Origin of the sequence: Megalodesulfovibrio gigas DSM 1382 = ATCC 19364 (assembly GCF_000468495.1) — a bacterium.
Classification (GTDB): Bacteria; Desulfobacterota; Desulfovibrionia; order Desulfovibrionales; family Desulfovibrionaceae; genus Megalodesulfovibrio; species Megalodesulfovibrio gigas.
This window is the reverse complement of record NC_022444.1, coordinates 757,627-778,516: the sequence shown is the minus strand read 5'-3', so window position 1 is coordinate 778,516 and position 20,890 is coordinate 757,627. Positions and strand designations below refer to the sequence as shown.

At 63.9% G+C, this 20,890-nt stretch carries 21 protein-coding genes; 15 read left to right on the top strand and 6 right to left on the bottom strand.

What is annotated here, in order from left to right:
* Positions 1 to 5: 5 nt before the first annotated feature.
* Positions 6 to 2,165: an ATP-binding protein gene (locus DGI_RS16850; protein ID WP_051286126.1), complete on the top strand. Its 2,160-nt coding sequence runs from the start codon at positions 6 to 8 to the stop codon at positions 2,163 to 2,165.
* A gap of 33 nt (positions 2,166 to 2,198) precedes the next feature.
* Here DGI_RS16850 and DGI_RS03410 read toward each other — a convergent pair whose 3' ends face one another.
* Positions 2,199 to 2,681, bottom strand: coding sequence for a hypothetical protein (locus DGI_RS03410; protein ID WP_021759279.1), 483 nt, complete (start codon positions 2,679 to 2,681; stop codon positions 2,199 to 2,201).
* A gap of 208 nt (positions 2,682 to 2,889) precedes the next feature.
* Here DGI_RS03410 and DGI_RS19380 point away from each other — a divergent pair, with 208 nt between their 5' ends.
* The 9 genes from DGI_RS19380 to DGI_RS03365 all read left to right on the top strand — a co-directional run bounded on the left by DGI_RS19380 (position 2,890) and on the right by DGI_RS03365 (position 13,135).
* Positions 2,890 to 5,061 carry a protein kinase domain-containing protein gene (locus tag DGI_RS19380; RefSeq protein ID WP_158407282.1) on the top strand — a complete coding sequence of 724 codons (2,172 nt, stop codon included), beginning with the start codon at positions 2,890 to 2,892 and terminating at the stop codon, positions 5,059 to 5,061.
* A 151-nt stretch (positions 5,062 to 5,212) separates the two neighbouring features.
* The gene (locus DGI_RS03400) at positions 5,213 to 6,019 is read left to right on the top strand and encodes a tetratricopeptide repeat protein (protein WP_144284102.1); all 807 of its coding nucleotides are present in this window, start codon (positions 5,213 to 5,215) and stop codon (positions 6,017 to 6,019) included.
* Positions 6,020 to 6,081: 62 nt separating this feature from the next.
* The gene (locus tag DGI_RS03395) at positions 6,082 to 6,636 is read left to right on the top strand and encodes an acetate uptake transporter (protein WP_021759276.1); all 555 of its coding nucleotides are present in this window, start codon (positions 6,082 to 6,084) and stop codon (positions 6,634 to 6,636) included.
* Between the two features lie 385 nt (positions 6,637 to 7,021).
* Positions 7,022 to 7,819, top strand: coding sequence for a type III pantothenate kinase (locus DGI_RS03390; protein WP_021759275.1), 798 nt, complete (start codon positions 7,022 to 7,024; stop codon positions 7,817 to 7,819).
* Between the two features lie 77 nt (positions 7,820 to 7,896).
* Positions 7,897 to 9,222, top strand: a complete 1,326-nt coding sequence (gene eno, locus DGI_RS03385) for a phosphopyruvate hydratase (protein WP_021759274.1) — start codon at positions 7,897 to 7,899, stop codon at positions 9,220 to 9,222.
* A gap of 184 nt (positions 9,223 to 9,406) precedes the next feature.
* Positions 9,407 to 10,294: a bifunctional methylenetetrahydrofolate dehydrogenase/methenyltetrahydrofolate cyclohydrolase FolD gene (gene folD, locus DGI_RS03380; protein WP_021759273.1), complete on the top strand. Its 888-nt coding sequence runs from the start codon at positions 9,407 to 9,409 to the stop codon at positions 10,292 to 10,294.
* A 181-nt stretch (positions 10,295 to 10,475) separates the two neighbouring features.
* Positions 10,476 to 11,219, top strand: coding sequence for a TlyA family RNA methyltransferase (locus tag DGI_RS03375; RefSeq protein WP_021759272.1), 744 nt, complete (start codon positions 10,476 to 10,478; stop codon positions 11,217 to 11,219).
* Between the two features lie 284 nt (positions 11,220 to 11,503).
* Positions 11,504 to 12,472, top strand: a complete 969-nt coding sequence (locus DGI_RS03370; RefSeq protein WP_021759271.1) for a radical SAM protein — start codon at positions 11,504 to 11,506, stop codon at positions 12,470 to 12,472.
* A gap of 78 nt (positions 12,473 to 12,550) precedes the next feature.
* A complete protein-coding gene (locus DGI_RS03365; RefSeq protein ID WP_021759270.1) occupies positions 12,551 to 13,135 on the top strand; it encodes a nitroreductase family protein in 585 nt (194 codons plus the stop codon).
* A gap of 203 nt (positions 13,136 to 13,338) precedes the next feature.
* Here the strand turns inward: DGI_RS03365 and DGI_RS03360 are convergent, their stop codons facing one another.
* The 4 genes from DGI_RS03360 to DGI_RS03345 all read right to left on the bottom strand — a co-directional run bounded on the left by DGI_RS03360 (position 13,339) and on the right by DGI_RS03345 (position 15,864).
* Positions 13,339 to 13,647, bottom strand: a complete 309-nt coding sequence (locus DGI_RS03360) for a hypothetical protein (RefSeq protein WP_021759269.1) — start codon at positions 13,645 to 13,647, stop codon at positions 13,339 to 13,341.
* A 16-nt stretch (positions 13,648 to 13,663) separates the two neighbouring features.
* On the bottom strand, positions 13,664 to 14,161 hold the full coding sequence (locus tag DGI_RS03355) for a hypothetical protein (protein WP_021759268.1): 498 nt from the start codon (positions 14,159 to 14,161) through the stop codon (positions 13,664 to 13,666).
* A gap of 87 nt (positions 14,162 to 14,248) precedes the next feature.
* Entirely contained in the window at positions 14,249 to 15,055 is an 807-nt protein-coding gene (locus DGI_RS03350) for a TIGR04282 family arsenosugar biosynthesis glycosyltransferase (protein WP_021759267.1), read from the bottom strand.
* Positions 15,052 to 15,864 carry a TIGR04283 family arsenosugar biosynthesis glycosyltransferase gene (locus DGI_RS03345; protein WP_021759266.1) on the bottom strand — a complete coding sequence of 271 codons (813 nt, stop codon included), beginning with the start codon at positions 15,862 to 15,864 and terminating at the stop codon, positions 15,052 to 15,054. The genes DGI_RS03350 and DGI_RS03345 overlap by 4 nt, the downstream gene beginning before the upstream one ends.
* 100 nt (positions 15,865 to 15,964) lie before the next feature.
* On the opposite strand from DGI_RS03345, the gene DGI_RS03340 reads away from it, so the two are divergent.
* Together DGI_RS03340 and DGI_RS03335 are read left to right on the top strand one after the other, a co-directional pair.
* The gene (locus DGI_RS03340; RefSeq protein ID WP_051286130.1) at positions 15,965 to 16,471 is read left to right on the top strand and encodes a pyridoxamine 5'-phosphate oxidase family protein; all 507 of its coding nucleotides are present in this window, start codon (positions 15,965 to 15,967) and stop codon (positions 16,469 to 16,471) included.
* 193 nt (positions 16,472 to 16,664) lie between these two features.
* The gene (locus DGI_RS03335) at positions 16,665 to 17,246 is read left to right on the top strand and encodes a type I restriction enzyme HsdR N-terminal domain-containing protein (protein ID WP_021759264.1); all 582 of its coding nucleotides are present in this window, start codon (positions 16,665 to 16,667) and stop codon (positions 17,244 to 17,246) included.
* Between the two features lie 21 nt (positions 17,247 to 17,267).
* Here DGI_RS03335 and DGI_RS03330 read toward each other — a convergent pair whose 3' ends face one another.
* Entirely contained in the window at positions 17,268 to 17,531 is a 264-nt protein-coding gene (locus tag DGI_RS03330) for a hypothetical protein (protein ID WP_021759263.1), read from the bottom strand.
* 524 nt (positions 17,532 to 18,055) lie between these two features.
* Between DGI_RS03330 and dsrA the strand changes: the two genes are divergently transcribed.
* From dsrA to DGI_RS03315, 3 genes are all read left to right on the top strand, one after another.
* Positions 18,056 to 19,369: a dissimilatory-type sulfite reductase subunit alpha gene (dsrA, locus tag DGI_RS03325; protein ID WP_021759262.1), complete on the top strand. Its 1,314-nt coding sequence runs from the start codon at positions 18,056 to 18,058 to the stop codon at positions 19,367 to 19,369.
* A 16-nt stretch (positions 19,370 to 19,385) separates the two neighbouring features.
* Complete coding sequence (gene dsrB / locus DGI_RS03320; protein ID WP_021759261.1) at positions 19,386 to 20,546, top strand: dissimilatory-type sulfite reductase subunit beta; 1,161 nt, start codon at positions 19,386 to 19,388, stop codon at positions 20,544 to 20,546.
* 74 nt (positions 20,547 to 20,620) lie between these two features.
* Entirely contained in the window at positions 20,621 to 20,848 is a 228-nt protein-coding gene (locus DGI_RS03315) for a dissimilatory sulfite reductase D family protein (RefSeq protein ID WP_021759260.1), read from the top strand.
* Positions 20,849 to 20,890 lie beyond the last annotated feature (42 nt).

Below are 20,890 nucleotides of genomic sequence, written 5' to 3'. Positions count from 1 at the left end.
CTTCCTTGCGGGAGAAGCTCATCGGTCTTGGGGAACGCTCCATCGCCAAAAGCTACTATCCTGAACTCAAGGAACGGCTGCAGGAGCTGGAACGCTTCCGCGCCCTGATGGACGCGGCCAGTGATGCCATTTTTCTGGTGGAAACGCCGTCCCTGCACATCATGGACGCCGTGGGCGCCTGGCGCGATCTCCTGGACAAGCCCGATGGCGAGGTGGTGGGGGTCTCGTTCCTCGATCTGTTCCCGGATCCGTGCCACAGTCCCCTGGCCGACCAGTTCTCCGGCGTGGCCTCGCATGCTACGGTGGTCTGTGCCTTGCGCCCGCCCCCGGGCACCGAGGAAGGCGCGCTGGTGGAGATGAGCATCCGCCTCACCCCGGATGGCGGCCGGCGCAGCGCCGTGGTGGTGGTGCGCGACGTGACCGAACGGGCGGTCATGGAAAAGTCTCTGGCCGCCAAGGTGCAGGAACTCCAGGCCCTGCACCGCATGGGCATGGCGGTGGCCTCGTATCTGTCCGTGGAAAGCGTCATCCAGAGCGCATTCAAGGACGTCATGAACGCCGTGGAGCCGGATCTGCTCATGCTCTTCACGGCGGACGGCCAGCGGCTGCGCCTGCAGGGGTTCGAATCGCGCCGGGGCGATGCGAATGCCGACCAGTTCGCGGGGCACGGCATCACCGAATGCCTGTGCGGGGCCACGGTCTCGGAGGGAGAGCCCCTCTTCGTGCAGGACATTCACGCCGACCCTCGCTGCACCAGGGATGAATGCAAACACCACGGCCTGAGCTCCATGGCCACGCTGCCCCTGCGGCTGGGGAACCTCACCATCGGTGTGCTGGCCCTGGGCTCCTTCACGCCGCGGAATTTCGGCGCGGCGAGCGTGTTTTTGCGGTCCGCAGCCAGCATCGTCACCGGGGCGCTGCACAACGCCATGCTTCACGAGGACCTGGAACGCTCCATCCGGGAACTGAACGAATCCCGCGAAAACCTGACCACCATCCTGGATACCCTCCCCGTGGGCGTCATTCTCATGAGCGCAGAGCGCAAGGTGCTGCGCATCAACGGCTATGCCCTGAAAATGTTGGACTATGACCACGAGGAGGAGCTGCTGGGCAAGACTTGCCGCGAGGTGCTCTGCGTCTATCATAATGATCGCTGTCCCATCTTCGACCAGTGCCAGGAAGTGGACCAGCGCGAGTGCGACCTGCTCACCAGAAAAGGCAGACCCCTGACCGTGCTCAAAAGCGCCATCCCCATCACCCTGGAAGGGCAACGGGTGCTGCTGGAGGCCTTCACCAACATCAGCGAGCTCAAGGAGACCCAGCTGGCGCTGCAGCGGGCCCACGATGAGCTGGAAGAGCGTGTGCTGCAGCGCACCCGGGAACTGCAGCAGGCCAACGACCGGCTGCAGGAGCTGGATCAGCTCAAGAGCTCCTTCCTGACCACTGTCTCCCACGACCTGCGCACGCCCCTGACCTCCATTTACGGTTTCGCCAAGCTCATCCGGCGCGACCTCAGGCGCATCGAAGCCAACGTTCCCATCCAGGACCCCGGCATCCGCCGCCGCCGCGAGGCCGTGCTCTCGAACATCGACATCATCCTTAACGAAAGCGAACGGCTCACGCGGCTGATCAACGACTTCCTCGACCTCTCCAAAATCGAGGAAGGCCGCTACGAATGGGCGGACGAAGCCGTGGACCTCGGCCAGCTGGCCCTGGACACCGTGGATTCCATGCGCGGCATGTTTCTGGAAAATCCGGCGCTCACCCTCCATGTGCAACTGGAGTCGGGGGTGCCGCTGCTGCAGCTGGATCCGGACCGCATCCAGCAGGTGCTGGTGAACCTGTTGAGCAATGCCTACAAGTTTACCTCCCGCGGGGAGGTGAGTGTGGAGGTGCGCACCGGGCCGCAGTGCGTGCAGGTGTCTGTGTCTGATACCGGCGAAGGCATCCCGGCGCATGAGCAGGAACGCATCTTCGAGCGGTTCCATCAGGTGGTGGGGGATACCCTGCATGCCCCCAAGGGCACAGGCCTGGGGCTGGCCATCTGCAGGCGCATCGTGGAGCATTACCGGGGCCGCATCTGGGTGGAGTCGCGAGTCGGCGAGGGAAGCCGCTTCATTTTTGAGCTGCCCCGGCCGCAGGAAGACTGCCCGCCGCCGTGCTGAGCCCGTGTGCGCAGTTCTCTTGCAATCAACAAATCAAAACACCTGCGGCGGCCTGATGACGCCGGCGCGCTTGAGCTGGCCATCCTCCAGACACAGCGGCAACACCGCCGTGTTGCCGGGCTGTCCGGTCACCTCCACCCGCAGGATGACGGCCGGAGTGCAGCTGCGGGCAAAGCGAGAGTCCGGCAGCAGGCCGGGCCCAGGCGGCAGCCAGACAAAGCGCAGGGCGCGGGGATTCGTCCCCAGGGCAGCCAGCATCGGCCGCAGGGTCTGCTGGTTCCAGGCCACGTCCGTCATGCTCATGCCGGCGGTCATGAGCAGGGGTTCCAGCGGGGCGATGCTCCCGGTGCGGACGGCCTCCCGAAAGGCCGCCGCAAAGGCGTCCTGCTGCGCCGGGGCGACAGCGGCAATGTCCCCCGTTCCCTGGCCTGCTACGGACGGACCAGCCCACAGCCATGCGCCCGCCAGAAGCGCGAACACCAGCACCGCACCACATACGCGGCAGCGTGACGACATGACATGACCTCCTGCAATGATGTTGCACACCCGGCTGCCTGCGAATGTATCCGGATTCGGCGCGATGGCCAACCGCGTCGCGTGCAGTGTTTGCCGCCAGTTGCGCAATCCTGCAAACATGCTATTTCGAGGCGGGTTGACGCAGCATAGCCTTCCTGCAAGGGGCGAGGGGGACATCGCGTTGCATGCATCGAACGAGGCGTCGTCGTTGCCATCCGCCACACCGTATGGGGCATTGCCACCGGGCGCCGTGCTGGGCGGGTATGTGGTCTGGCGCGTGCTGGGCAAGGGCGCGTCCGGCATCACGTACCTCGCCGAAGACGTCACCCTGCGCACGGAAGTGGCCATCAAGGAATTTTTTCCCCAGGACGTGGCTTTCCGGGACACGTCCGGAGGCATCCGGCCGGCCGCTCCCGAGCTGCAGGCCGTGTTTCTGGCCGGTCGCGAAGCCTTTCTGGAGGAAGCGCGCACCCTGGCCCGGTTCAAGCATCCGAACATCGTCAGGATTTTGGCATTCTTTGAAGCCGGCAACACGGCCTGCTTCGTGATGGATTATGAGCGCGGGCAGAGTCTGAAGATGCTGCTTAAACGTCGGGGTACGCTGACCTCGGACGAAGTGGCCGCCCTCCTGACGCCCCTGCTGGACGGTCTGGAGGAATTGCACGCCCAGGACGTCCTGCATCGTGACATCAAGCCCGGCAACATCTATCTGCGCCAAAACGGCGAGCCGGTGCTGCTGGACTTCGGGGCCGCCTGCGGTCGTCTCGACGTATCCGGAACCGTCAGCCCTGTTGTCACAGCCGGCTACGCCCCGCTGGAACAGTACCGGGACGATCTGAGCGCCCAGGGTCCCTGGACGGATTGCTATGCCCTGGCTGCCGTGGCCCTGCGCTGCCTGACCGGTGCGCTGCCGCCGGATGCCCCGGCCCGGCAGCGGGCGCTGGAGATGCGGGCGGAAGACCCGCTGCTGCCGTTGTTGCGCCAGGCCCAGGCGGTGGCGTCTGCGCCGCTTTTGGCCGTGCTGCGTCGTGGGCTGGTGCTGAATGCCCGGCGGCGATTGCGCAATGTGGGGGAGTGGCGGCAGGTCTGGGAGCAGGCGGTTCGGGCGCAGCCCACTCGGACAGACCGACCGGACCGCGGGGACCGGCCGGACCGGGGAGACCGACCGGACCGGCAAGTCCAGGCAGACCAGGCAGACCGGGCAGACCGGGCAGACCGGGCAGGCGCCGGCACGGCCTGCGCCGTGGCTCCAGGGACCCGTCCTGCGGCCGTCTTGCTTGTCACGGCCATCCCCGAGCACGGGGCCGAGGATGCGGCCTCCTTGCGGCAGCTGTTGCCCGTGGCGACAGTCGCCGTCACCACGGGGGAGGAGGCCCTGCAGCGGCTCACCCGTGCGCGATGGCACGGCTGTGTGGTGGATTTTTTGCTGGAGGACATGAGCGGCCTGGAATTGCTGCGCCGCCTGCGGGATGTCGCCAGCCTGCGGCAGCCGCCCCTGTGCCTTGCCGGGTCAGATCTGGCCCGCGATCAGCAGTTGGAGGCCGTGAGCCTGGGCGCATGCGCCCTGCTTGTGCGGCCATGCACCGTGGCAGGCATGGCCCTGGCCGTGCGCCGGATGGACGCCTTGCGGGAATGCCATGCCCGGGAGGCCGGGGCAGTGGCGCAATCGCGCCAGGCATTGCGCCGGGAGGATTTTGCGGCGGCCCTGCGCTGCTTTGAGACTTGGCAGCCGCTGTTGCCGGGGCCGGATGCCATCGGGACGTCGCCGGCGTCGGAGGGGTCCCGTCTGCGCGGGGCGTCCCTGCAACTGTTCGTGCAAGGGTGCAATGCCCTGGTGCAGGACCGGCTGGACGATGCCGGTCTGGCCCTGGCCATGAGCCGCAAAACGGCCATCCTGGAAGCGGAAGCCCGCATGGCCATGGGCGAGGCGCATCGCATGGCCGGCTGGCTGCAGGCCTTTGCCGAGTCTGCCCAGCAGGCCCATCATGCGCATCAGCTGCTGGAGCGTATGGACCAGGTGGCCGCGGCGCTTGTGGAGGTGTTGTGTTATGATGACCGTCTCCCCCTGCCCCTGAACACGGCAGGCGTGCAGTTGCGCCGGGCCGGGGAGCTGGATGCCGCGGAGCTGGCGTATGCTGTGGCCCTGGAGCTTTCGCCTCAGGCGCCCGGCGTGCACTTCAATCTGGCCAAGACGCTGGCCCGCAACAGCAGGCACAAGGAAGCCTTTGACGAAATACGCCGGGCCCTGCAGTTGGATCCGGATTTCGAGGAAGCCGGCCTGCTGTACCGCAAAATCACCGGCAAGGCGTGGCATGGCGAAGGAACCGGGATTCCCTCGCACGCGGCGCACGGGTTGCGCCAGCCGCTGCTGGATGTCTGACGCCATTTTTGCATCAAAAGCGCATCTATTCAATTTAATTTAGAAATGGATAGGGAGAATACCCAGGCGGTCTTGACGCTGCGCGCGTTTCCGGCCTAGCATGCAAGGAGCCGTCCCCTTCCGCACTTCATCCCCCCGGAGCGTCTTGTTCGTGTCCACTGCCAAAGAGGTCATGGAAAATCTGGCCCGCGCCAAGGGCTATTTTCATCGACACGATGTGCCTCGCGCCGTGCTGGCCCTGGCGCATGTGCTCAAGGAGTTCCTGGAGTCGCCGCAGATCGTGGGGCGCGACAAGCAAACCATCCAGATGACCGTCGCCGAGCTGGCCCAGCTCCTCGGCCGCACCGAGGAAGCCCAGGAGTTCATGCTGGAAGGCCTGCTGTACGAGCGGGGCAAGGAAAAGTCCTTTCTCAAGGATTGCGCCACATTTTATAAAAGACTGGACGCCGCAGCCAAGGCCGAGCAGGAAGCCCAGACCCAGGCCCGCAAGCTGCGCATGGATCGCCTGATGCTTCGCGGGGGCAAGTTCCTGGCTGCCGGCCGTCTGGCCGAGGCCCTGCAGTGTTACGACGAAGCCGCCAGCCTGCATCATGACGAGGACATCATCTTTACCATGATTGGCCGCCGGCTCCTGGAGGCTGAGGCCTCGGAGGCGGCCCTGCCCTGGCTGGCCAAGGCCGTGGCCACCAAGGATGCCAACATCACCGCATGGCTGGCCTATGGTCAGGCCCTCAAGGCCCAGAATCGCATCGAGGACGCAGCCCAGGCCTGCCGGGACGGGCTGGAACGCCTGGGGCCGCGCGCCGAGCTGCACCTGCTTCTGGCCCAGCTGGAGGAGCAGGCCGGCAGAAAACCGGAGGCGCTCTCCCAGTATGCCGCCGCCCTGGAACAACCGGATACGGACTCCCTGGTGCGCGGCAAGGCCCTGGCCGGCCGCAAGCGCCTTGGTGCGTCGTAATTTTTTGTGACACGTGCCTGTTTTTGCCGTCACCTCAACCACAAGACAAGGACCACATCGCCATGGACAACGCCATGACCGCGAATCCCGCCCCCCTGGGCCTCATGGGATTCGGCATGACCACCATCCTGCTCAACATTCACAATGCCGGCTTCTTCCCCATCTCGGCCATGATCCTGGCCATGGGGATTTTTTACGGCGGCGCGGCCCAGATTATCGCGGGCATCATGGAGTTCAAGAAAGGCAACACCTTCGGGTTCACGGCCTTCACCTCGTACGGGTTCTTCTGGCTCACCCTGGTGTTCATCATCATGGCGCCCAAGCTGGGCCTGGCCGAGGCCACCCCGCACGCCTTCATGGGCTGGTACCTGCTGGTGTGGGGCCTGTTCACCTTCTTCATGTTCCTGGGCACGGCCGGCAAGAGCCCGGTGCTGCGCTTCATTTTCGGATCCCTGGTGATCCTCTTCCTGCTCCTGGCCATCCGGGACTGGACCGGCTCCGAGTTTATCGGCATGGTGGCCGGCTTTGAGGGCATTATCTGCGGGGCCAGCGCCTGCTACCTGGGCATGGCCGAGGTGCTGCACGCCGCCCAGAGCAAGAAGGTGCTGCCGTACTAGAGCGGTTTAATTTTGAAAAAAGACCTTGCGAGAGGGGAAACCTTTTGCAAAAGGTTCTCCCCTCTCGCGNGAACCTTCCTTCAGAAAGGTTTTCCCCCGAGAACTTCTTTTAAAGACAACTTGCCCTAGGGCCTGTTTCGAAAAGTGTCATCGGGGGAAACCCGTTCCAAGGAAAGGTGCTTCCCCCGAATCTCGCAAGCGATTTTTTGTAATTTCGAGTGGCTGTCAATTTTTTGAAAGGGAAGGGCGAGAGCGGGAAAAACCCTGTGCAAAAGGATTTGCCCCGCTCCCGCAACGCCCTTGTCTAAACATTTGCAACACGCGCTGACACCCAGCAGCCCCTCCCGACACATGCCGGCAATATGGGAGCGGTATTCTCGTGGATATGAAGACGCACAGACTGCTTTTCGACGTGGGCAACACCACGGTGAGCGTGGGGCTCACGCCCCTGGACCGGCCGGACGTCCTGACGGTCTGGCAGTTGCCTTCCACCGGGCCCACCACGCCGGACGCCTTCGGGCTTTCCCTGTATGGCCTGCTGCAACTGGCCGGCGTGCCGCGGGAGCGTCTGGCTCCGGCCCTGGCCTGCAGCGTGGCGCCCTCCTTTGACGGCATCCTGCGGCAGGCCTGCGCCTCGTTCCTGGGTGTTGCCGTGCGCTTTGTGCACCAGGAGGTGCCCATTCCCCTGGAAAACCGCTACGAGCGACCCTCGGAAGTGGGGGCAGACCGGCTCATGGCTGCCTGGGCTGTCTGCCGGCTGCTGCCGGCGGCCTCGCATTTGGTGGTGGACTTCGGCACCGCCACCACCCTTGACTGCGTGCGCGGAAGCGCCTATCTGGGCGGACTCATTTGCCCGGGCGTGCTCTCGTCGGCGCGCGCCCTCTCATCCCAGACGGCCAAGTTGCCGCAGATTGATCTGGATCTGAAAAGCGAGGTCGTCGCGCCGGGCCGATCCACCAAAGAATCCCTCTCGCAAGGGCTGGTCTTCGGCTTTGCATCCATGATAGATGGACTTGTGGACAAGCTGACGCCCGTGGTGCAGGGCGGGCTTCCGGACGCGCCCCTGGTGGTGGCTGCCGGCGGCCTGGCTGCCGCCATTGCCCCGCATGCCGCGCGCATCGCGCATGTGCGGCCCGCGCTCATCCTGGAAGGCATGGCCCTGCTGGCGCTGGACGTCTGCTGATCCCCCGTTTGCCTATTGCTTTTTCCATCACCAATGAACCTGCCAGACAAACAGTTTGAGGCAAGGAGAATACGAGCATGAGCACCATCGTCGCCGTATGGGGCCGGGAAATCCTGGACTCCCGTGGCAACCCCACCGTGGAAGTGGAAGTGACCCTGGAGACGGGTGAAGTGGGTCGGGCGGCTGTGCCCTCCGGCGCCTCCACCGGCACCCGCGAGGCCCTGGAACTGCGCGATGGCGACGCCGCCCGCTACCAGGGCAAGGGCGTCACCAAGGCCGTGGACCACGTGAACGGCGAGATCGCCGAAGCCGTGGTGGGCGTGGACGCCCTGCGGCAGAGCGCCCTGGACAACCTGCTCATCGAGCTGGACGGCACCGAAGGCAAAACCCGCCTGGGCGCCAACGCCATCCTGGGCGTGTCCATGGCCGCAGCCCGCGCCGCCTCCGAATTCGTGGGCCTGCCCCTGTACCAGTACCTGGGCGGCGTGAACGCCAAAATCCTGCCCGTGCCCCTGATGAACATCCTGAACGGCGGCATGCATGCCCCCAACACCCTGGACATCCAGGAATTCATGATCATGCCCCTGGGTGCGGACACCTTTGCCGACGCCCTGCGCATGGGTGCGGAAACCTTCCACACCCTCAAGAAGATCCTTGCCAAAGACAAGCACATCACCTCCGTGGGCGATGAAGGCGGCTTTGCTCCCAATCTGGCCAGCCACCGCGAAGCCTTCCAGTACATCATGAAGGCCATCGAGGAAGCCGGCTACGTGCCCGGCGTGGATATCGCCCTGGCCATCGACGCCGCAGCCAGCGAATTCTATCGCGAGGGCAAGTACATCCTCGCCGGCGAGGGCAAGACCCTCTCCAGCAAGGACATGGTGGACTACCTGGGCCAGTTCGTCAGCGAATTCCCCCTGGTGTCCATTGAAGACGGCCTGGCTGAAGGCGACTGGGACGGCTGGAGCCACCTGACCATGGAGCTGGGCGACGTCATCCAGCTGGTGGGCGACGATATCTTCGTCACCAATCCCTCCATCCTTGCCCGTGGCATCCAGACCGGTGTGGCCAACTCCATCCTCATCAAGCTGAACCAGATCGGCACCGTCACCGAAACGCTGGACACCATCGAGATGGCCAAGCAGGCGGCCTACACCACGGTGATTTCCCACCGCTCCGGCGAAACCGAAGACAGCTTCATCGCCGACCTGGCCGTGGCCGTGAACGCCGGGCAGATCAAGACCGGCTCGCTGTGCCGCTCCGATCGTGTCGCCAAGTACAACCAGTTGCTGCGCATCGAAGAAGAACTGGAAGACGACGCCATCTACTTTGGTCCCACCATGGCCGACCACTTCTGCGCCGTGGATGAAGACGGGATGGACGCCCAGGACGAAACCGACTAGAACGACCGCGAACGCGGGATGTGCGAGGGGGAACCGGGTGCCGCGCCCCCCTCGCGCTCCCCTTTCCGGAACGGTTGCCCGGGGATGCCCCCGGCAGCTGTCCCCGGGGAGGGGGTTCGGGGGAACCCTTTCTCCGGAATGGGGTTCCCCCGATCTTTTTCTGCCCTTTTCAAAGGTGATCCTCATGCTTCTCATCGACGGCAAAGCCACGGCCCAGGCCATCCGCACCGAGCTCAAGGAAGAAATCCGCGCCATCGGCGCTGCGGCCTCCCGGCCGCCGCAACTGACGGTGATTCTGGTGGGGGACGATCCCGCCTCGGCCGTGTACGTGCGCAACAAGGAGCGCGCCTGCGCCGAAGTGGGCATTGATTCCAAAACCGTCCGCCTGTCCGCCGATACCGATGCCGTCACCCTGGATCGTCTGATTGCCGACCTGAACGCCGATGCCGGCGTGGACGGCATCCTGCTGCAGCTGCCCCTGCCCCGCGGTCTGGATTCCCAGGCTTGCCTGGCCTGCATCGCCCCGGACAAGGACGTGGACGGCTTCCATCCCACCAACATGGGCAATCTGGCCCTGGGACACGCCGGCTTCCAGCCCTGCACCCCGGCCGGGGTGATGGAACTGCTGCGGCGGTACGATCTTTCGCCCAGCGGCAAGCATGCCGTGGTGGTGGGCCGCTCCAACATCGTGGGCCGGCCGCTCTCCCTCATGCTCGGCCAGTCCGGCCCCTTTGCCAACGCCACGGTCACGGTGTGCCACTCCCGCACCAGGGATCTGCCGGCTGTGACGCGTCAGGCGGATTTCCTCTTTGCCGCCATCGGCAGGCCTCGGTTCATCACCGCGGACATGGTCAGGGAAGGCGCAGTGGTCATCGATGTGGGCATCAACCGCACCGAGACCGGCCTGTGCGGGGACTGCGACTTCGACGGCCTGAAGGACAAGGTCGCCGCCATGACCCCCGTGCCCGGCGGCGTGGGACCCATGACCATCGCCATGCTGCTGCGCAACGCCGTGACGGCCTGGAAGGCCCATCTCGGCCTGGGCGCGCGGGCCGATCATGCTCGATTCTGATGTTCGACTCTGATCGCGGCACGGCCCGGGCAGCCCGGTTCTGCGCCTGCGGTCAGGATGCCGGTGGATATGGCCCCGCAGGTCATCCTTAAACGGCTGCGCACTGCCAGCGCCCTGGGTGTGGCCTGTCTGACCCTGGGCACGGCCAGCGCCGCGGCCCCAGATCTTCCCGAGCCCTCTTGTGAGCAAAAAATTCCGCGCCGACCAGCTCGCCCATGAGCGGGGCCTGGCCGAGAGCCGCGAACAGGCCAAACGGCTGATCATGGCTGGCCAGGTGCTGCTGGAAACGGCCCACGGCCCCGAGCCCGTAGTCAAGCCCGGCCAGCCCCTGCCCCTGGATGCGCTGCTCTCCCTGAAAACGCCGCAGCGTTTCGTCTCCCGCGGGGGCGAAAAACTGCTCACGGCAATCGAGGCGTTTGCGCTCGATTTTGCAGGGAAAGTCTGCCTGGATGCCGGCGCGTCCACGGGCGGGTTCACGGATTGCATGCTCCAGCACGGCGCGGCGCGCGTCTATGCCGCGGACGTGGGCCACGGCCAGTTGCACGAAAAACTCACCGCCGATTCCCGGGTGGTCAACCTGGAACGCATCAACCTGCGCCACGCGCCGCCCAACCTGCTGCCCGAGCAGGTGGACTGCATCAGCGTGGATGTGTCCTTCATCTCCCTCGTCCACATCCTGCCGGCCTGCCTGCAATTCCTGAAGACCCGCGGAGAGCTGGTGGCCCTGGTCAAGCCGCAGTTCGAGCTGGGCCCGGGCCGCACGGTCAAGGGCGTGGTCAGACGCGAGGAAGACCGCCAGGAAGCGGTGGACACGGTGGCAGCCTTTGTCACTGCCCAGCTGGGCCTGACCCTGGTGGGCGTGGTGCCTTCGAAGATCCTCGGCCCCAAGGGCAATCAGGAATACGTCAGCTATTTCACGCGATAGATTGCCGGCCGGCATATTCTGCCGGGGTTTGCATGGAATGCTTTGTGCAAGGACGTGTTGGGATGGTGTTGCAGGCCCCCCGGACGTTCCGCCGCCGCATGTCGTGCGACCGAACGCAGCACCTGGCAGGCCTGCAGCAGCGGCGCATCGCAGTACGCACCACAAGCGGGCTGCATGCGACAGTTGAACACGTCATATAACTGGCGGAAACTCTTGACGCTGCCTGCAACTTGACACGTGAACGTTGCAGAGTCGATGCGGGCGAGTCTTTATGGAGGCAGGGCATGTCTGTCCGAACTGTTGAACTGATCGAACTGCATTGCGTGGACCACTGCAACAATAATTGCCGTTGGTGCAACAGCCATTCGCCGTTTGCTCCGGATAGAACCTATGACGCCGAGGAATACTACCCCTGGCTGGACGCCCTGGTGCGCAATCGCATCGGGTTTTCGATGCTGTCCATCTCGGGGGGGGAACCGTTCCTGCATCCCCGGATCTTCGAGTTCTGCCAGAAGCTGCGGCAGCGCTACGCCAAGCGGTTGATGCTCTCCACCAACCTCTTTTGGCTGTCGGAGTTTGATATTGAGTTCCACCGGCCATTGTTCGGCCTGCTGCATACGCTGCGCGTGACCGTGTTTCCGAACATGGTGCGCGGCCTGGGCGGGCTGGAGCGCGTGCAGAAGCTGCTGGAGCGTCTCAAGGCGACCTCGCCGCATGTGTATGTGGATGTTCGCCTTGCCGAGGAACATTTCTGCCGGCTGGAGTTCACGGCCGAACCGCTCGACGTGAATCAGCATTGTCCGTGTGCCGAGAGTGTCAACCTGCTGGTGGACGGGCGGCTGGCCCGTTGCGCCCCCGGGGCGTATGCGCACTTCAGTCCCCACGCCATCCAGGAGTTTCGCGACTCCACGGACATGTTCTACGACCTCCGCCAGCCCGACGCCGACTTCTGGCACTGGAAGTACAAGTGGCCGATGGATGCCTGCAGCCACTGCACCCACTTCCGGCAGGAGCGGTCCCAGTGGAAGGTGGAGTCTGGCACACGCCGTCGCCGCGAGCTGGAGGCGCGTTACAATCTGAATCTGGGCGCGCAGCTGGAGCAGGACGAACCGACTCCGGGCATCCTGCGCAGGCAGAACGAGGCGCTGATTGTCGCCACGCCGCCCGAAGTGCGCGCCAAGCTCCCCGCCGCCTGCCTGCATGGCAATGTCTATTACATGCCCAGACGGCAGGGACTCCACGCCCGCGAATAACCCGGCAATACGCATGGGAATCTGAACAGACAATGCGTGCGCCCGGCGTCTGCGCCGGGTTGCAAAAGGAGAGGTTGCATGACCGTGAAGGAACTTGTGCTCAAGAATCGCAGTTGCCGCCGCTTCCGGCAGGATGCGCCTGTGTCCATGGCCCAGCTGGAAGCGCTGGTGGACATCGCCCGCCTTGGCCCGTCGGCCGGCAACAAGCAGCCCCTCAAGTACATCGTCAGCAACGATCCGGTCACCAACGCCACCATCTTCGCGCGGCTGGCCTGGGCCGGCTATCTGGCCGACTGGCCCGGTCCGGTGGAAGGCGAGCGGCCGGCGGCGTATATCGTCGTCCTGCTGGATACCACCATCGATGAAAAAACCGACTGCGATCACGGGCTGGCCACCCAGAGCATCATGCTTGCCGCGGTGGAGCAGGGGTTGGCCGGCTGCATCATCGCCTCCGTGGGCCGGGAACCGTTGCGGGCCGAACTGGGCATCCCCGAGCACCTGAAGATCCTGCTGGTGCTGGCCCTGGGGCAGCCGGTGGAGGAATGCGTCATCGAGCCCCTGGGGCCGGACGGCAACATCCGCTACTGGCGCGACGAGCAGGCCGTGCACCACGTGCCCAAGCGCGCCCTGGCCGATGTGCTGGTGGCCCGCCACGGAGGGTAGGGCGGTCTGTGTCTGAAAAGAATGCTCGGGGGAAACTCTAGAGCATTTTTCTTTTGAAAAAGGACGTTGCGAGAGGGGAAACCTTATTCAAAAGGCTTCCCCTCTCGTCATGTCGTTTGTTTCGAAGACGGGTTGCGCGACTACTGTGACGTCCCCGAAATACGACGATGTTTCCATCATCCTATTTCGGGGAGGACGCAACACTACTGCCTGCTCCAGTGCCCCGGCGACCAGCTGCCGTCCGGGCGGCGGTGGGCCGGCACCCACGTCCAGCCCGGGCGCGGCGGCCCCACGTATGACCAGTAGCCTTCGGGATTGTCCGGCCCGGCAGGCACCCAGACGTAATGGTCCGGCGGACCGTCGGGGCGTGCCGGCATGAAGCCCGCCCCCACGTACCCGGGGCCGGACTCCACATAACAGGACGACAGGGACAGCGCCAGCACGGTCAGCGCGGCGCAGCACGCCAACAGCACAACTCGACGGGTGACACGTCTGCGGACGGGTGCGAGCATGGGGCCTCCGGGTCGGTCAGTGCATGGTGTCTGTGGAGCAGGAGATGGTGGGCATGGGCGCCTGGTTGAGCTTGTTCACAAACTCCTGCACCGGCGCGGAGCGTTTCCATTCCTCGTACAGTTCCATCCATTTGGCAAAGTCGAGCATGCCCTGATCCAACTGCTCTTCATGATGCTGCGTCCAGACATGGAACAACTGCATTTCTATCTGAAAGGCATTGGTGTCCATGACCTCCATCACTTTTCCTGTCGGAAACATGACGCCATCGTAATGGGAAATCATGTGCTGGCAGACCATGTTCACGGATTTTTCGTACGTGATGGTTTCGTTATTGAGCAGGTTCACCAGCTCCATGTGTTCCGGATACAGCTCCTGCATTTTTGCAATGGCGGCGTCCGGGATGCGGATGAACAGAGCGTCTTCTTCTTCCGTGATGAAATAGAAGCGAATCCAACTTTCGAACTTCATGACGCCGGAGAGCTTTTGCACGGCGTCGGCCTGATCATACTGCATTGCGTGGCTCCTTGCGCAGGGCGGCCCTGCTGGGTGATGAGGCAATGATGGACACTGTTGCGCCGGACGTCAACTCCGGACTGCGGGTTAGTCCTTGGCGGCCAGGCTGCGCAGCCGGGCCAGCACATGATCCGGGCCGATGACGTCTTCCATGGCCGGCAGGTCCATGTTCAGGGTCTTCAGCAGGGCCTCGTGGGGCTTGAGCAGGGCATATGTTTTTGATTTATTGAAGGAACTCTGCTTGTTGGTCCGGTACAGGATGTTCAGATCCTTCAGCTCGTCCACGTCGTTCCATTCCGGCATCTGCAGCAGTTCACGCCGGGCCGCCTGAAGATCGGCCACCGTGGCCTTGCAGACGCCGTTGGTGCCCCAGTGCTTGTTGGCGAACACGGCTGGCGTGTAGGCCTCCTTGGAAAAGCCGATGGCGTAGTAGCCACCATCCATGGACGGGCCGATGATGGCATCCACCCGGTGCAGCACCTCGAAGGCGCCGCCGATGACCTTGGCCGGATAGTCCGGCACGTCGCTGCCCAGGAGCACGGCCCGCTGCGCGCCCTGGGCAAAGGCGGTTTCGAAGGCGTGGGCCATGCGCTGTCCCAGATCGCCCGGCGGTTGCAGGCGGATGTCCAGATCCTGCCCGAGCCAGTGCCGGGCCTGGGCCAGGGCTTCGGGTTCGGAAAGGTCGGCGGGATCGAGCCAGAGCTGCAGCGCCGCCGGCACGGTGGCCATGGCCTCCAGCAGGTCTTCCACAAAGGCGGTGTGCAGGGCCAGGGTCAGGGCCTGGGCGGCGGCGGGGTCCATGTGGTCGGCCAGGCCTGCGGCCAGGCGCGTTTTCACTGCGCCGGCACGGGGCAGCCTGGCGAACAGGAGCAGGGTGTTGTCTTGGTGTGTCATGATTTGTCCTGAAAAGCGCGGTACCAGTGGGTGAGGGCCTGCGGGGGCACGCCGCAGGCGTGGAGCAGGCGTAAGCCATTGTTGCGCAGCCCGGCCCAGAGCAGGCCGTCGGCCCGGTAGCGCCGGGCCGACGTGGCCACCCGCTGTGGCAGGATGACCAGCTGTTCGCCACGGCGGTGCAGGGTGCGCATGATGTCCACATCCTCCATGAGCGGTATGGCCGGGTAGCCGCCCATGGCATGGAAGGTTTCTGTCCGAAAGAACTGGGCCTGATCCCCGTACGGCGTGCCGGTGAGGCGATTACGCAGGGAGGCCAGCCGGGCCATGCACTCCAGGAGCAGCCCGCCTTCCGCATACCCCAGGGAGAAGGCCCCGGCCTGGGCGGGTTTTCCGCCGCGGGGCGGGAAGAGCGCCTGCCAGATCAGGATGAGGCCCGCGGGGGGGAGACGGGTATCCGCATGGAGAAACACCAGGATGTGGCCGCGGGCCTGGGCGGCGCCGGCATTCATCTGGTTGGCCCGGCCGCGCGGGGCGCGCAAGGGGTGGACCCGCACTGCGGCTTCTGGCGCCAGGTGCTCGGGAGCCAGGGCGGCCAGGGTGTCTCCGGTGCCGGTGACGTCCAGTGCATCCACCACCAGAATCTCCACATCCGTGCAGCATTCCAGGCCCTTGACATGGGCAATGCACTCGTTGATGGTGGCGGCTTCATGCAGCACAGGGATGATTACCGAGATCATGGGCGACGCCACCGGAGAGTGGCACGCAGGGTGTTGGCGGGGGGCGTCGGGGTGATCTTCGGGGTGCGTCATGGCTGTCTCCTGCGTGATGGCGTGTTGTGACGCATTTTGCGGATCTTGAAAAGAGGCCGGCCCGCTGCGGCCGGCATCAAGCCCCTTGGAGCGAGTATCCATGCACGACGTCTGGCCGCACAATTCCCGGACCCTCATGCGCCGCAAGGAAAAGCACATGAACGATCCCGCAGCCATCGCCGCCGTGCTGCGCAGCGCAGACGTGCTGCACCTCGGTATGTGCGACGACGGCTGGCCTTATGTGACCCCGGTGAATTTTGCCTTGGTGGACGACCGCATCCTTATCCATTCTGCCCGCAAGGGCCGCAAGATGGAGATGCTGCGCAAGAACGACCGCGTGTGCATTCAGGTGGAGACCGATACCGCCCTGGTGGAGCCGGCCGCCCCGGACAACGCCTGCCAGTACACCATGCGCTTCCGGAGCGTCATCGGCTTTGGCCGGGCCGTCATCCATACCGATGCTGCCACCGTGCAGCGCGGGCTGGAAGCCCTCATGGCGCGGTATTCCTCGCGGCAGTTCCATTTTCCGGCGGCGGTTGTGGAGAAGACGGCCGTCATTGCCGTCACGCTGGAAACAGTCACCGGCAAGCAGGATGGCTGGGAATAAGGCGAATGATCTTTGAAAGGAGTACTCGGGGGAAAACCTTTCTCAAGAAAGGTTCTTCCCCCGAACCCCCTTTNGGGGAGCGCGAGAGGGGAGAATTTTTTGCAAACGGTTTCCCCTCTCGCCATGTCCTTTTTCAAGAGTAAAACGTCCGAGCGGCCGGCTTCTCCGTGCCGTTTTTGCAAAGGCAGCATCGATGCACGACATCAGCCTGGGCCATACCCTGGAGGACTACCTCACGGGCGAGCTGGTGGAAGCCACCACCTACGAAGACCTGCGCCAGGCCCTGGCCCGGCTGCTGGTGGAGGAACTGGGCTGGCCCAGGGACCGCCTGCAGCCGCGGCAAAAAATCGAGTTCGAGGCCCAGGGCGCGGCGTATGTGCGGCTGGTGGATTTCATCGCCAGGGACCACGCCGGCGCGCCGGTGTGCCTGCTGGACTTCTGCCCCGGCGAGGTCTCCACTTTCGTGCGGGAAACCCTGGCCGCGGCCCGCATCCACCCGGACGGCCCCATTCCCCTGGCCGTGATCACCGATTCCAAGGACGCGCTGCTGCTGGCTGTGGCCACGGGCGAGCCCCTGGCGCAGGGCATGCAGGCCTTGCCGCGCTGGCAGAGGCTGCAGGAACTGGCCGCGGCGCATCCCGTGCGGGCGCTGCCCCCGCAGCAGCTGGCCCTGGAGCGGCGCATCTGCCATGCCTACAGCGAATCGCGCCACAGCTGCTGCAGCCATGCCGCTGCCTGCCAACTGGCCCGTGGCGGCGGCCGGCCGGCAGGCTGATGCGTCCGCAGTGCGGGGGGATTACTTCGCTTCAGCCAACAGCATTCTGGCCACGGCTTCGTCGTACAGCAGCATGGGATTTTTGTCCGGCTGCCGATCCGAATACCGGCCGGCAGCCTGGCGGATGATTTCCAGGGAGAGCCAGCCGTGCTGCTCCCAAAGCCGCGGTTCCTGACGATTCCAAAGGCGGAACTCGATATTTCCTTGCTGGTTTTTGCGCACGTAGCAGCGGGTGTCGTGCTGGCTGGGATTGGGATAGTAGTAAAAACCCAGTTCGTCTTGCATGACGGCTCCTTTGGGACGGTGGACTCAGTAAAAAGGGCGCGGCTGCTCCTCGGCGGGCCGACACAGGGCAGATGCCTGGGAGCAGGGTGGTTGGTCAAGGGGGGGCGTTGCTGGCGTAGCGATTGATTCTCGGAACAGCCCTTGCGTTGCGGGGCGGAATACGCTAACCCCACAATGCAAAGACCTTATGGGAGAATTCCCGCGTTTCCGGGCGGCGTGGCTGCATCGCCTTGCTGGGGCAATGGCCATGTGCATTAATGAACAAATGTTTTGTTGACAAAGCAGAGCAAGCCTTCTAGCGTGAACTTCTGCTAGATGAAGCAATCCCTTCCGCCTGTGTTCGCTGCCGGTTGCGGTGGCGAGAAGGGCGGCGCACGCGCAAGTGTGCGGGGGCTCGGCAGGACCCTGTCGCGCCATCTGGTGTTGCAGCGCGTTTTGCGAACGGTTTGGTAACGTCTCGACGGGAGCGCATGCGGCGCGCCGTCGGTTGGAACATCCAACCTAACCAATGTGGAGGTAAGGCGATGGCGAAGCATCCAACCCCGATGTTGGACGAACTCGAAAAAGGGCCCTGGCCCAGCTTCGTGTCCGACATCAAGCAGGAGTGCGACAATCGGGCCAAGAACCCCAAGGGGCTTGACTACCAGATTCCTGCCGAATGCCCTGACGACCTGCTGGGGATCCTTGAGCTCTCCTTCCACGAAGGGGAAACCCACTGGAAGCACGGCGGCATCGTGGGCGTGTTCGGCTACGGTGGCGGCGTCATTGGTCGTTACTGCGACCAGCCCGAAATGTTCCCCGGCGTGGCGCACTTCCACACTGTCCGTCTGGCCCAGCCTGCAGCCAAGTATTACACGGCTGAGTACCTGGAAGCCATCTGCGACGTCTGGGACCTGCGCGGTTCCGGTCTGACCAACATGCACGGGTCCACCGGCGACATCGTGCTTCTGGGCACCCAGACCCCGCAGCTCGAAGAAATCTTCTTCGAAATGACCCACAATCTGAACACCGACCTCGGCGGCTCCGGTTCCAACCTGCGGACGCCTGAATCCTGCCTGGGCATCTCCCGCTGCGAATTCGCCTGCTACGATACGCAGCTGATGTGCTACCAGCTGACTCAGGATTACCAGGACGAACTGCACCGCCCCGCGTTCCCCTACAAGTTCAAGTTCAAGTTCGACGGCTGCCCCAACGGCTGCGTGGCTTCCATGGCCCGGTCCGACTTCGCGGTCATCGGCACCTGGAAGGACGACATCAAGATCGACCAGGAAGCCGTGAAGGCTTACGTTGGTGGCGAATTCAAGCCCAATGCTGGCGCCCACGCCGGTCGCGACTGGGGCAAGTTCGACATCGAAGCCGAAGTGGTTGGCCTGTGCCCCACCGGCTGCATGACGTACGAGTCCGGCACGCTGAGCATCGACAACAAGAACTGCACCCGTTGCATGCACTGCATCAACACCATGCCTCGCGCCCTGAAGATCGGTGATGAACGCGGCGCGTCCATCCTCGTCGGCGCCAAGGCCCCCGTGCTCGACGGCGCGCAGATGGGCTCCCTGCTCATCCCCTTCATCGCCGCCGAAGAGCCTTTCGATGAAGTGAAAGAAGTCATCGAAAATATCTGGGAATGGTGGATGGAAGAAGGCAAGAACCGCGAGCGCCTGGGTGAAACCATGAAGCGCGTCGGGTTCCAGAAGCTTCTGGAAGTCACTGGCACCAAGGCTGTTCCCCAGCACGTGTCCGAGCCCCGCCACAACCCGTACATCTTCTTCAAGGAAGAAGAAGTGCCTGGTGGCTGGTCCCGCGACATCTCCGATTACCGCAAGCGCCACATGAGATAAGGGGAGGAGAGAAAAGATGGCTTTCATTTCTTCCGGGTACAATCCCGCTAAGCCGATGGAAAACCGTATCACGGACATCGGCCCCCGCAAATTCACCGAGTTCTTCCCCCCGGTCATCGCCAAAAACGCTGGCAACTGGGATTATCACGAGATTCTTGAGCCCGGCATCCTGGTGCACGTGGCCAAAAATGGCGACAAGGTCTTCACCGTCCGTTGCGGCGCTGCTCGCCTGATGTCCACCTCGCACATTCGTGAAGCGTGCGAAATCGCCAAGAAGTTCTGCAACGGTCACCTGCGGTTCACCACTCGTAACAACATCGAGTTCATGGTGGACAACGAGGAAACCCTCAAGGCCCTCGTTGCCGACCTGAAGACCCGCAAGTTTGCTGCTGGCAGCTTCAAGTTCCCCATCGGCGGCACTGGCGCTTCCATCTCCAACATCGTGCACACCCAGGGCTGGGTCCACTGCCACACCCCCGCCACCGACGCCTCCGGCCCGGTGAAAGCGGTGATGGACGAACTCTTCGAAGAGTTCACCTCCATGCGCCTGCCCGCCATTGTGCGCGTCTCCCTGGCGTGCTGCATCAACATGTGCGGCGCTGTGCACTGCTCCGACATCGGCCTGGTGGGCATCCACCGCAAGCCCCCGATGATCGACCACGAAAACCTGGCCAACCTCTGCGAAATCCCCCTCGCCGTGGCTGCCTGCCCCACCGCCGCCGTGAAGCCCATCACCGCGGAAGTGAACGGCCAGAAGGTCAAGTCTGTGGCCATCAACAACGACCGGTGCATGTACTGTGGCAACTGCTACACCATGTGCCCGGCCCTGCCCCTGTCCGACGGCACCGGTGACGGCATCGCCATCATGGTCGGCGGCAAGATCTCCAACCGTATCAAGGTCCCCTCCTTCTCCAAGGTCGTGGTCGCCTTCGTGCCCAACGAGCCTCCTCGCTGGCCCACAATGGCCAAGATCGTGAAGAAGATTGTGGAAGTGTACGCTGAAGACGCCCGCAAGTACGAACGTATCGGCGACTGGATTCACCGCATTGGCTGGGAAACCTTCTACGAGAAGACCGGCCTGGAATTCAGCCACCACTGCATCGACGACTTCCGGGATCCCGCCTACTACACCTGGCGGCAGACCACTCAGTTCAAGTTCACCAGCCACCTCGACTAGCGGCGGCTGTCTGTCGCGGGCCGGGCGCGCATGCGCCCGGCCCGTTCACTCGAAGCGCAGAGAGGCGTGACATCATGGAAGAAGCGAAACAGAAAGTTGTGGAATACCTGCAGGGTAAAAAGGGCAAGACCAAGTTCTACTTCAACGATTTCACCGACCTCTTCCCCGACATGAAGCAGCGCGAAGTCAAGAAGATCCTTACTGCATTGGTGAATGACAGCGTGCTCGAATTTTGGTCCAGCGGCTCCACCACCATGTATGGTCTCAAAGGCGCCGGAAACCGCTCCGAGGTCGAGGGCTAGCTCTTTTTTCGTGCCCTTTGCCTATTCTTTCTTGCAAAGGCG